At 54.7% G+C, this 11,959-nt stretch carries 11 protein-coding genes; 7 read left to right on the top strand and 4 right to left on the bottom strand.

Annotated elements, in window-relative coordinates:
• Positions 1–276 precede the first annotated feature (276 nt).
• Positions 277–1,152 carry a MurR/RpiR family transcriptional regulator gene (locus tag ABWV47_RS04135; RefSeq protein WP_353308622.1) on the bottom strand — a complete coding sequence of 292 codons (876 nt, stop codon included), beginning with the start codon at positions 1,150–1,152 and terminating at the stop codon, positions 277–279.
• 121 nt (positions 1,153–1,273) lie between these two features.
• Here ABWV47_RS04135 and ABWV47_RS04130 point away from each other — a divergent pair, with 121 nt between their 5' ends.
• From ABWV47_RS04130 to ABWV47_RS04100, 7 genes are all read left to right on the top strand, one after another.
• Positions 1,274–2,035, top strand: a complete 762-nt coding sequence (locus ABWV47_RS04130; RefSeq protein ID WP_353308621.1) for an N-formylglutamate amidohydrolase — start codon at positions 1,274–1,276, stop codon at positions 2,033–2,035.
• Positions 2,035–2,631, top strand: a complete 597-nt coding sequence (locus ABWV47_RS04125) for a TRAP transporter small permease subunit (protein WP_353308619.1) — start codon at positions 2,035–2,037, stop codon at positions 2,629–2,631. The genes ABWV47_RS04130 and ABWV47_RS04125 overlap by 1 nt, the downstream gene beginning before the upstream one ends.
• The gene (locus ABWV47_RS04120) at positions 2,631–3,953 is read left to right on the top strand and encodes a TRAP transporter large permease (protein ID WP_353308617.1); all 1,323 of its coding nucleotides are present in this window, start codon (positions 2,631–2,633) and stop codon (positions 3,951–3,953) included. Before ABWV47_RS04125 ends, ABWV47_RS04120 begins: the two co-directional genes overlap by 1 nt.
• Before the next feature lie 52 nt (positions 3,954–4,005).
• The gene (locus ABWV47_RS04115; RefSeq protein WP_353308615.1) at positions 4,006–5,040 is read left to right on the top strand and encodes a TRAP transporter substrate-binding protein; all 1,035 of its coding nucleotides are present in this window, start codon (positions 4,006–4,008) and stop codon (positions 5,038–5,040) included.
• 74 nt (positions 5,041–5,114) lie between these two features.
• Positions 5,115–6,479, top strand: a complete 1,365-nt coding sequence (locus tag ABWV47_RS04110) for a glutamine synthetase family protein (protein WP_353308614.1) — start codon at positions 5,115–5,117, stop codon at positions 6,477–6,479.
• A gap of 96 nt (positions 6,480–6,575) precedes the next feature.
• Complete coding sequence (locus ABWV47_RS04105) at positions 6,576–7,958, top strand: aldehyde dehydrogenase family protein (protein WP_353308612.1); 1,383 nt, start codon at positions 6,576–6,578, stop codon at positions 7,956–7,958.
• Positions 7,955–9,100 carry an iron-containing alcohol dehydrogenase gene (locus tag ABWV47_RS04100; RefSeq protein WP_353308610.1) on the top strand — a complete coding sequence of 382 codons (1,146 nt, stop codon included), beginning with the start codon at positions 7,955–7,957 and terminating at the stop codon, positions 9,098–9,100. Before ABWV47_RS04105 ends, ABWV47_RS04100 begins: the two co-directional genes overlap by 4 nt.
• Here the strand turns inward: ABWV47_RS04100 and cobF are convergent, their stop codons facing one another.
• The 3 genes from cobF to ABWV47_RS04085 all read right to left on the bottom strand — a co-directional run bounded on the left by cobF (position 9,101) and on the right by ABWV47_RS04085 (position 11,959).
• Positions 9,101–9,856, bottom strand: a complete 756-nt coding sequence (gene cobF, locus ABWV47_RS04095) for a precorrin-6A synthase (deacetylating) (RefSeq protein WP_353308609.1) — start codon at positions 9,854–9,856, stop codon at positions 9,101–9,103.
• Positions 9,857–9,929: 73 nt separating this feature from the next.
• Entirely contained in the window at positions 9,930–10,652 is a 723-nt protein-coding gene (gene cobA / locus ABWV47_RS04090; protein WP_353308608.1) for a uroporphyrinogen-III C-methyltransferase, read from the bottom strand.
• A complete protein-coding gene (locus tag ABWV47_RS04085; RefSeq protein WP_353308606.1) occupies positions 10,649–11,959 on the bottom strand; it encodes a cobyrinic acid a,c-diamide synthase CobB in 1,311 nt (436 codons plus the stop codon). The genes cobA and ABWV47_RS04085 overlap by 4 nt, the downstream gene beginning before the upstream one ends.

Here is an 11,959-nt window from a genome sequence, read left to right as displayed (position 1 = left end):
CAGCCCTTTCTGTGGCTGCCGTGGTCCAGAACGCATGAAACTCAAACAAAACATACCAAGCTCGCCTTCTGGCGGTTCGGTTTGAAGTTACTGTGGCAAGAGAATACGTCCAGAAAGGGGCGTAATAGAGGCCGGAGACAAAAAGTTAAGAAAACCTTAATGCCTATCTTTTTCGATGCTTTTTTCGCTCTGCCGCGTGGATTTTGTCAGGAATTCGACAAAAAGTTGCAAACTTAACCTAGGGTTGCGGTGAGGCTTTAGGAAACATAAGCCGTGTCAAACAAATTTCCGGAAGATCTTTGTTTGATCAAACATGTCTTCCAGATTGCGCATCCGGCTCTCTGTACGCGCCCAGCTTGCTTCTTGAACGGCGGCTATGAGTGTCTCAGAGAGCAGCATCATCGCCACCGTAGAGTCCCATGCGGAAGGGGCTTCGATACGACAATTGAGTGACACATCCGCATACTGACTGATCGGGCTTTGCCATTGGTCTGTAATCAGCGCGATGCGCGCACCTTGAGCTTTGGCAATCTCTGCAAGACGGAGTGTCGAATTCTCGTACCGGCGAATGTCGTAGATTAAAACCACATCGCCAGACGCAATATCCAGCAGGTCATGTGGCCAAGCGTTTGAGGTGCCGCGAATATGGCGCACGCGAGAGCGAATGACCTGCATGTGAAGGTGCAGATATTCGCTAAGAGCGTGGGTTATCCGACCGCCAGTGATGTAGAGTGCGTGGTGTTCGTTTGCCAGCAAATCCGTCAACGCATCAAATTGTTCTGGATCCACATTGGCGAGTGTTTGGCGGATATTGGTGATGACCGCATCTGTGAAGCGATTTAGTATATGGCCTTCGGGAACACTTTGAGCCCAGCTTTCATGTTTGGCGATGGGATTTGAGAAGCGTGCTTCGACCTCGCTTCGCAGGGCATCTTGAAACTCAGGGAAACCCGAATATCCAAGTTTTTGAACCATCCGCGCCACTGTCGGTGTGGATACCGAAGCCTTATCCGCGAGCCGTGTTATCGAACCCATGCCTGACATGGGGTAGTTTTCGAGTATCACCCCGGCCAGTTGGCGTTCCGCGCGCGTGAGGCTGGCGTATACTTTCTTTATATGTTCTTGCGCCGTATCGGCCAATGAGCTGCCCATCCCTTGTGCATTTTTGTCATCATAGTTTCAGGCTGAATAAAAAAGAAGAGAAAGTTTCAGAAATAATGTTGACAGGACGGCCTAGCCTGAAGAAGTTTGTTCAAAGATGGGGGCGTGACAAATGCTGAAAGAAGAGGATGTGGTAAACGTTGTGGGGCCTATTGCGCCCTGTGATGTCATGTTCGTTTGCGAGCACGCATCTTGCAACTTTCCGCCTGAGCTCGGCGATCTGGGCATTTCTGAAGATGTTCGGCGAAGTCACGTTGCGTGGGATCCAGGCGCTTTGGAGCTAACAAAGGCGTTGGCTGGTCGGTTTGGGGCGACCTATGTGGCGGGGCAGGTGTCCCGACTTCTGTATGACTGCAACAGGCCTCCAGAGGTCGATAGCGCGATTCCCAAACGCAGCGAAGTGTTCGATATCCCCGGGAATGCCAACCTCACTGAGATAGAGCGGCGCGACCGCGTGGAGCAAATCTATACGCCGTTTAGGGCAGCAACAGAACAGGCATTGGCCGTAATCGAACCGAAAGCGATGGTCACTGTGCACTCGTTTACACCTGTGTATCATGGCGCACGGCGCGACGTTGAGGTCGGTATTTTGCACGATCACGATGCCAGGTTGGCTGATCATATGCTGTCTGCGCTGCGGGACGCGCCTTTCAAGATCCAGCGCAACGCGCCGTATGGACCCGAAGATGGGGTCACGCATTCACTCAGAGCCTACGCGCTGCCCAATAAAATCCCGAATGTGATGCTTGAAGTGCGCAATGATTTGCTGACGGACAGTGGTGCTGTCGACTTAGTGGCTGATGTCATCGAGGACGCGTTGCGGCACGGTATTGCGGCGATTTATGCCTCCAGTTCGCAAAAAGGGAGCGTCTGATGCCGGTGATCCTCAAGCTCTATATCCGACTGGTCGACGGCTTTAATCGCCGCGTTGGTCGGTTTGTGATGTACGGTATCTTCGTGATGATGGCGATCTTGTTGTGGTCTTCGTTTTCAAAGACGTTCATGACACCATCGATGTGGACGTTGGAGATGGCACAGTTTGCCATGGTCACGTACTACATTCTGGGTGGCCCATATTCTGTTCAGATGGGTTCCAACGTGCGTATGGATTTGTTCTACGGCGAATGGACGCTCCGTCAAAGGGCCATGGTCGACGCCATGACGGTGTTCTTCTTGATCTTCTATTTGGCGATCCTGATCCATGGCGCTGTTGGCTCCAGCGCTTATGCCTTAGGCCATTTTGGAGTGGAGCCTTATTCGTTCTATAGGGATTTGGTTTGGGCTTTCTTGACCGGTGGGAAAGAGGCCGCGAATGAGGTCTTGGGGTACATCGAACGCAGTCCGACAGCGTGGCGACCTGTTCTTTGGCCTATCAAGCTAATCATGCTTTTGGGTTTTATTTTGATGCTCTTACAGGCTGTTTCTGAACTGCTTAAAGACATCGCGCGCATTCGCGGAGTCGACTACTGATGTCTTACGAGATGATCGCCATACTAATGTTTTCGACCATGATGCTGATGCTCATGACGGGGCAGCGCGTCTTTGGAGCAATTGGATTTGTTGGTGTGCTTGCGGCGGTATTTCTGTGGGGGACTGGTGGGTCTGATATTGGCTTCTCGGCTGCAATGAAACTGATGAAGTGGTATCCGCTGCTAACGCTGCCGATGTTCATCTTTATGGGCTACGTGCTGAGCGAGAGCAAAATTGCGGACGACCTTTATAAGATGTTCCACGTCTGGATGGGGCCGGTGCGCGGCGGCTTGGCGATTGGCACGATCCTTCTGATGGTGCTGATTTCGGCCATGAACGGGCTAAGCGTGGCGGGGATGGCGATTGGCGCGACCATTGCGTTGCCGGAGCTTTTGAAGCGTGGCTATGACAAGCGGATGGTGACCGGTGTGATACAGGCTGGGTCCAGCTTGGGTATTCTGGTGCCGCCATCCGTGGTTCTGGTTCTTTATGCGATGATTGCGCGTCAACCCGTCGGGCAGTTGTGGTTGGCCGGCGTGTTTCCGGGGCTGATGATGGCGGCAATGTTCATCTTATATGTGGTGATCCGATGCCGCATTCAGCCTGAGTTGGGACCGGCTTTGCCTGAGGCGGATCGCGATATCTCGCGAGAAGAGAAGATGAAACTGCTCCGTGCGGGGCTTCTGCCGATTGTGATTTTTGCGACCATGATGGTGCCGTTTGTAAATGGCTGGACATCATTGGTGGAAAGCTCGGCGATCGGGGCGATCACCGCATTTGTTGCGGCCGTGGTCAAAGGACGTATGACACGAGAAGTGTTTGAGAATTCGGTGCGTAGCACGCTCGGCATTTCGTGCATGTTTATGTGGATCATTTTGGCGGCACTTGGGTTTGGGGCCGTGTTTGACGGTCTGGGTGCGGTGAAAGCCATTGACGATCTGTTTACAGAGCAGTTGGGGTTGGATCCGTGGATGATCCTAATCTTGATGCAGCTGAGCTTCATTTTGATGGGCACGTTTTTGGACGACACTGCCATGTTGGTGATTGTTGCGCCGCTGTATGTGCCACTTGTCAAAGTGCTGGGGTTCGACCTGATCTGGTATGGGGTGCTTTATACGATCACCACGCAGATCGCCTATATGACGCCACCCTTTGGCTACAACTTGTTCCTCATGCGGGCGATGGCGCCCAGTGAGGTGACCCTCAAAGATATCTATCGCAGCATTGTGCCCTTTGTGGCCGTGATGATCCTGGCGCTGACGTTGGTCATGATCTTCCCACAGATCGCGCTGTGGCTGCCAAACTATGTTTACGGAAAATAAGAGACCAAAAGAGCGCCGCAAACGGGGCCGATTTCAACAAGGAGAGTAAGAGATGACGACTAGACGTAAGTTTCTTCAAACTGCAGGTGTTGGCGCAATGGCGGCACCACTGGCGACACCGGCGCTCGCGCAGAGCACCATTAAATGGCGTATGCAGACCTATGCCGGTTCAGCATTGGCGGCGCATGTGATCGATCCTGCGATCGAAATGTTCAACAAAATTGCGGGCGATCGCATGCAGATTGAACTGTTTTACGCCGATCAGTTGGTGCCAACAGGTGAATTGTTCCGCGCCATGCAGCGTGGCACAATTGATGCGGTGCAGTCTGATGATGACTCCATGGCATCCCCAACCGAAGTAACCGTTTTTGGCGGCTATTTCCCGTTTGGCTCGCGCTATTCGTTGGATGTGCCTGTGCTGTTCAACCAATATGGCCTGAACGAAATTTGGGATGAAGAGTATTCTAAAGTTGGTGTAAAGCATATCAGCGCTGGCTCTTGGGATCCATGTCACTTCGCCACCAAAGATCCAATCAACTCGCTTGATGATCTTAAAGGCAAGCGCATCTTTACGTTCCCAACAGCGGGGCGTTTCCTGAGCCAGTTTGGCGTTGTACCCGTGACCTTGCCGTGGGAAGACATCGAAGTTGCCATGCAAACGGGCGAGTTGGATGGCGTGGCATGGTCCGGCATCACCGAGGACTACACCGTGGGTTGGGCCGACGTGACCAACTACTTCCTCACCAACAACATTTCTGGTGCATGGGCGGGCAGCTTCTTTGCCAATATGGACCGTTGGAATGAGCTTCCAGAAGATCTTCAGACTTTGTTCCGTGTGTGCTGCGATCAGTCTCACTACTACCGCCAGTGGTGGTATTGGGGTGGCGAAGCCAACCTGCGTGTGAACGGCACAAAGATGCAGCTGACAACCATCCCTGATGATGAATGGGCGCAGGTTGAAACGGCTGCTGTCAAGTTCTGGGATGAGATTGCTGCGGAAAGCCCAACCAAGGCGAAAGTGGTGGAAATCTTCCGCAAATACAACGCTGATATGCAGGCTGCTGGACGTCCGTACCGTTACGGCTAAGCTTCACTACACGAATAATTTCGAAGCCCCGTCATTGGATGGGGCTTCGGTGATCAAAGAGGAAAGTACATCTGATGCCTGGCACCCTGACCCTTGAAGAGCTTGGCGCACTGAGCGCGAGTGGTGAGATTGACACCGTTCTGGCCTGCATTGTGGATATGCAGGGCCGATTAATGGGCAAGCGATTTGTCGCGCAGCATTTTGTCGATAGCGCATGGGAAGAAACCCATTGCTGCAACTATCTGCTGGCAACGGATCTGGAGATGTACACGGTGGAAGGCTACGCCTCGACCAGCTGGTCGGCGGGCTATGGCGACTATCTCATGAAGCCCGATCTTTCGACGTTGAGAAAAGCGGCGTGGTTGGAGGGGACTGCGCTGGTGATTTGTGATGTGATGGATCACCACGGTCACCACGATATTGCCCACTCTCCACGCGCGATGCTGAAAAAACAAATTGCGCGTCTGGCGGAGATGGGGTTTGAGGCGGTATCCGCCACCGAGCTTGAGTTCTTCATTTTTGAGCAGAGCTTTGAAGAGTTGGCGAAGACCGGCTATCGCGATTTGACGCCGATTAGCAACTACAACGAAGATTACCACATTCTACAAACCACCAAAGAAGAGGGTGTGATGCGGACCCTGCGTAATGGGTTGTATGCGTCTGGAATTCCGGTGGAGGGCTCCAAGGGGGAGGCTGAGACTGGTCAAGAAGAGCTGAATATTCGCTATGGCGGCGCTATGGAGGCGGCCGAATACCACACAGTTTCCAAACACGCGGCCAAGGAAATTGGCTGGCAGCAAGGGCATGCGGTGTCGTTTTTACCGAAGTGGCGCCATGACAAAGTGGGCAGCGCCAGTCACGTGCATCAGTCCTTGTGGACCACGGACGGCAAACCGGCGTTTTATGACAAAGACGCAGAGCTTGGTATGTCTGAGCTGGCGCGGCACTACTTGGGCGGGCTGCTCAAATACGCCGATGACATTACTGTGTTTTTGGCGCCTTACGTAAACAGCTATAAACGCTTCCAAAAGGGCAGTTTTGCACCTACTGCCAAAGTTTGGTCGGTGGACAACCGCACCGCAGCGTTCCGTCTGTGTGGAGATGGTAGCAAAGCGGTCCGGGTGGAATGCCGGGTGCCGGGCGCGGATATGAACCCATATTTGGCGATTGCCGCGCTTTTGGCGGCGGGCATCAAAGGCATCGAGGAAAAATGTGATCCCGGTGCTGCGCTTACTGGTGATGCGTATGAAGCCGGTGGCACTGAGATTCCAACAAATCTTCAAGACGCGACGGTGGCCTTGCGGGCATCAACCATGTTGCGTGAAGCAATGGGGGATGACGTGGTTGACCATTATGTGCGGATGGCGGAGTGGGAGCAGGAAGCGTTTGACGCTGTTGTGACCGATTGGGAAATTGCGCGCGGTTTTGAGCGCGCTTAGTGAAATTGGGGGCATGGGTTCAACCCGCGCGCTTCCCGAGATTTTTTTGTCCAAATATAGCAGTGGCCGCTGGCCCGCTGAAACTGGAGGTGTGTCATGACTGACATGTTGACGTGTATCTCTCCGATTGATGGATCGGTATTTGCAGAAAGACCTGCGCTGAGTTCAGATGAGGCCTTTGCTGCCACAGTGTCTGCGAAGGTGGCGCAGAAACTTTGGGCGGCTCGTCCTTTGCAAGAACGGGTTGATCTGGTGATGGCAGGTGTTGCCGCAGTGGGTGCGATGAACGACGAAATCGTGCCGGAGCTTGCCCAGATGATGGGGCGTCCAGTGCGTTATGGTGGCGAGTTCGGCGGCTTTGAGGAGCGTGCCGGCTATATGGCTGAGATCGCCGAAGAGGTTTTGGCGGACATTGAAGTTGGTGAAGATGCCACCTTTAAACGCTACATCAAGCGGCTTCCCCATGGCGTGGTTTTCGTCGTGGCGCCGTGGAACTATCCTTACATGACTGCGATCAACACTGTTGCGCCAGCATTGATTGCGGGCAATGCCGTCGTGTTGAAACACGCGACACAGACACTTGTTGTGGGTGAACGTATGGCACAGGCGTTCCATGCGGCTGGCGTACCGAAAGACGTGTTCCAGAATGTGTTTTTGAGCCATGAGGTGACCAACGCATTGATTGCGGGCAATGCCTTTGATTTTGTGAACTTCACAGGGTCTGTTGGGGGCGGTCAGGCGATGGAGCGTGCTGCGGCAGGGACGTTCACTGGTGTGGGAACAGAGCTTGGTGGGAAAGATCCAGGCTATGTGATGAATGATGCGGATTTGGATGCAGCGGTCGACACCTTGATTGACGGAGCGATGTTCAATTCAGGGCAATGTTGTTGCGGGATTGAGCGCATTTATGTTCATGAAAGCCTGTTTGATGAATTTGTTGCCAAAGCGGTTGAGATTGTGAAGGGGTATAAACTCGGCAATCCTCTGGACAGCGAAACCACCATTGGCCCCATGGCCAATGTGCGCTTTGCCGACGAGGTGCGCGCTCAGATTGCTGAAGCAGTGGAAGCTGGTGCAACAGCCCATATTGAGACCTTTGCCGAGGATGATGGTGGGGCCTATCTGACGCCGCAGATCCTGACCGATGTGTCTCATGAGATGCGGGTGATGCGCGACGAGAGCTTTGGACCTGTGGTGGGGATCATGAAGGTGTCGTCTGACGAGGAGGCGATTGCTCTGATGAATGACAGTGAATTTGGTCTGACAGCAAGCTTGTGGACGCAGGATGTCGCACGCGCAGAGCGTGTCGGCAACGAGATTGAGACGGGAACGGTGTTTATGAACCGTGCTGACTATCTGGATCCCGCGCTTTGCTGGACGGGGTGCAAAAACACAGGACGCGGTGGGGGCCTTTCGGTGATTGGCTATCAAAACCTGACTCGTCCGAAATCTTACCATCTTAAAAAGGTGACATCATGACACTCGTGGGGAACTGGTCTTATCCAACCGCAATCAAATTTGGCGCAGGTCGTATCAAAGAGCTGGTGGAAGCTTGCTCGGCCACGGGCATGTCCAAGCCGCTGCTGGTGACGGACAAAGGTCTGGCAAACCTGCCGATCACAGTCGCGGCGTTGGACTTACTTGAGGCCGCTGGTTTGGGGCGTGCGATGTTTGCAGACGTCGACCCAAATCCAAACGAGAAGAACCTTGAGGCAGGTGTGGAGGTCTACCGCGCGGGAGGCCATGACGGCGTGATCGCATTTGGTGGCGGCTCTGGTCTTGATTTGGGTAAGATGGTGGCCTTTATGGCAGGGCAAACCCGCCCGCTCTGGGACTTTGAGGATATTGGAGATTGGTGGACGCGGGCCGATCCAGAAGGCATCGCACCAATCATCGCTGTGCCCACCACTGCTGGAACCGGATCTGAAGTGGGGCGGGCCAGCGTTATCACCAACTCCGTGACACATGAGAAGAAAATCATCTTTCATCCCAAGGTGCTTCCGTCCGTGGTGATCTGTGATCCGGAATTGACCGTTGGAATGCCCCAATTCATCACGGCGGGCACCGGGCTTGACGCTTTTGCGCATTGTGTGGAGGCCTATTCCAGCCCACATTACCACCCGATGAGCCAAGGCATTGCGCTGGAAGGTATGAAGTTGGTGGTAGAGAATTTGCCACGGGCTTATGTTGATGGATGCGATCTTGAGGCACGTGCCAATATGATGAGCGCGGCGATGATGGGGGCGACGGCCTTTCAAAAAGGGCTCGGAGCGATCCATGCTATGAGCCACCCTGTGGGTGCGATGTTTAACACCCATCATGGCACCACAAATGCGGTCTGTATGCCGGCAGTGTTGGATCTAAATGCGCCGGTGATTGCGGAGCGGTTTGACCGCGCGACAAGCTATTTGGGTATCGAAGGCGGCTTTGATGGATTCCGTGCGTTTGTACAGGGGTTTAACGACGGCATGGGAGTGCCGCGCAAGCTTGGCGAACTGGGGGTGACGGCAGATGCGATCCCTGAGTTGGTAAAAGGCGCACTGATCGATCCGAGCTGTGGCGGCAATCCGATTGAGTTGACCGAAGCCAATCTGACGGCGTTGTTTGAGGCCACAATCTGATCAGGACTTGCGCAGCAGGTAGATGTCCATGATCCAACCATTCTTGGCCCGTGCGTCTGCGCGGGCCTCGATGATTTTCGGCGAGGCTTCTGCCAAAGGGCCGTCGATCAGAATTTGTTGCTTCATGCCGACATAACCGCCCCACCAAATGTTGAGGCCCTCGGGTGCAAGGTGCTGAAACGAGCACTCACCATCGAGCATGACCGCCACAGTTTGGACGCCGCTGGGCCAGCCATCCTCGCGCAATTTCCGACCTGTGGTGATCAGGACCGGGTCACCCAGTGTGTTGAGTGGGATGGCATGGGCAGCGGTCAGCATTTGCAATGAGGTAATGCCGGGGATGACTTCAACGGCGAGATCGATGCCGCGCGCAATGACACGGTCGGCAATGCGCAACGTGCTATCATAGAGCGACGGGTCCCCCCAGACCATCAAAGCCAGGCGGCCATTTGGAGGCACGTGCGTAGCAATCAGGTTTTGCCAAATAGCAGCCAACGCATCATGCCATGTGTTTACCCCGTCATGATATTTGGGAGTGTTTGCATCGCGCACAGGGTAGTCAAACTCAACGACATTTGGTGTTTTCTTTAATAGCTCAGATGCAATCATGCGACGGAGGTCGGCAAGCGCAGTTTTCTCTGCGCCTTTTCGTGGCAGCAAAATGACATCTGCACGTTCCAGTGTTTTGATGGCCTGTAGCGTTAGATGGTCGGGGTTGCCGGAGCCGATGCCAACAAGAGAGAGTGTGGTTGTCATAAGATTCTCAAGCGTTGTTGGGAGATCGCGAACTGGAGTGCCTTCAGTGGCCGTGTTTTACGCCAAACGGAGCCTATGGGCTTTCTGCCAAGTCGCCAAACAAGATAATGCCGGGAGCGGAGGAGATATTTTTTGCGAGCTGCATGGCCAAATCTTCCATCGTTGTGCGAGTCAGGGTTTGATCTGGATGAGATACGCTTTCAGCCAGCAATGCAGGGCAGTCGCGACGCAGGCCTGTAGCGAAAAGCTTCTCAGCAAGCTCAGGAAAGGTGCGTTTGGGCATGAACAACACTGTGGTGGCGCCGGGATCTGCCAAAGCCTGAAGATTTAGGTCGCCGGGTAGTGCGCCGGCGACGTCATGGCCGGTTACAAACTGTACACGACGGGCGACTAGGCGGCGCGTCAAGGGGATGCCTGCTGCGGCTGCGGCGGCGCTGGCGGAGGTGACACCGGGGATGATCTCAAAATTGATACCTGCATCTTTTAGTGCAGTGATTTCTTCCTCCAAGCGTCCAAAAATACCGCTGTCGCCCGATTTCAGGCGCACAACATGCGCTCCGGTTTGTGCGTAGTCGACCAAAAGCTGGCTTACGTGATCTTGCTTGGGGGACGGACGGCCTGCACGTTTGCCAACGCCCACGAGATCTGCGTCTTTGTTTGCATGTTCTAGGATGGGGCCAGATGAGAGGTCATCAAAAAGAACCGCAGATGCTTTGCTGAGGCGATTCACGGCCTTTAGGGTCAAGAGCTCGGGATCGCCGGGGCCGGAGCTGACAAAGCTGACAAAACCAGTCATGACGTGGCCTCAGAAATCATGTGAAAGAAAGTACCGGTGACATTGCCTTTGATGGAACCAGTCTCCGGTACAGGGTTGCCGTCTGCATCGCCGACGTTTGCAAGCGGTGCGTCCGGCTCCTCCAAGATTGTAGAGTAGTGGAATTCGTGGCCGCGCAGACGGGCACCGGCGTCAAAGCCCAGCATAGGTGCTTGTAACGTTGCTTGGCGGTAACCGAGGTGGAACTTGCGCTTTTCGTAAGAGGTCACAAGGCCAAGTAAGCCCGCCATTTCGTGGCGGGTGCCTTCTTTGTCAATCAATGCGGTGCCAAGTGCCATGTAGCCGCCGCATTCGCCATGCACTGGTTTTGTCTGCGCGTGTTTGCGCAGCCCACTCAGATAGGTCTGATTGGCGGCCAAAGTGCCGGCGTGCAGTTCTGGATAGCCGCCGGGCAGCCAGACCAGATCGGCGCTCGGATCTGGGGCTTCATTGGCAAGCGGCGAGAAAGGCAGTACTTCTGCGCCCGAATTTCGCCAACCAGTGAGCAAATGCGGATAGGTGAAGCTGAACGCCGTGTCGCGCGCCAATGCAATGCGTTGTGCCGGTGGCCTGGGCAGGGTGCCGGTTTTGGCATCACCTGCCCGGGCGGTGGCCTTGATGGCCTCGATATCTACATGGCTGCGCAAAAAGGCGGCGTAGCCCGCGATGGCAGCTTCGAGGTCCGGGTGCTCGATCGCTTGAATAAGACCAAGATGTCGTTCCGGCAGAGTAAGGTCGCCGCGGCGGGGTAGAACACCCAAAACATTGATACCGGCTTGGTCCATGCCGAGTCGTGCAAGACGTTCATGGCGGGGAGACGCGCAGCGGTTCAGGATTACACCTGCAAATGGCACCTCAGGATTGTAGCTTTTGAACCCCAAGGCTGTGGCCGCGGCAGATTGGGCTTGGCCGCCGACATCGATGACCAACACCACCGGCCAGCCCATCATGAGGGCGGTTTCGGCAGAGCTACCAAAGCCGCCTTCGCCGCGCGTTGCAACGCCGTCAAACAGGCCCATAGAACCTTCGGCGACAACAATGTCGGCGCCTTTGGCTTGTTCTGAGATGCCACCGACAAGTGTTGAGGGCATTGCCCATGTGTCGAGATTGAAAGCAGGGCGGCGGGCGGCGGCGTGGTGAAAGGCCGGGTCGATGTAGTCGGGCCCAGATTTGAAAGGCTGTACCGCAAGACCATCCTCCGCCAGCGCGCGCAGTAGGCCAAGCATAACGGTGGTTTTGCCCGTGCCAGAGGACGGGGCTGAGATCAGAATACCGGGGGGCATGGTCAT

The organism is Shimia sp. NS0008-38b (assembly GCF_040370365.1).
GTDB lineage: Bacteria > Pseudomonadota > Alphaproteobacteria > Rhodobacterales > Rhodobacteraceae > Shimia.
This window is presented reverse-complemented; position numbering and strand designations above follow the sequence as displayed.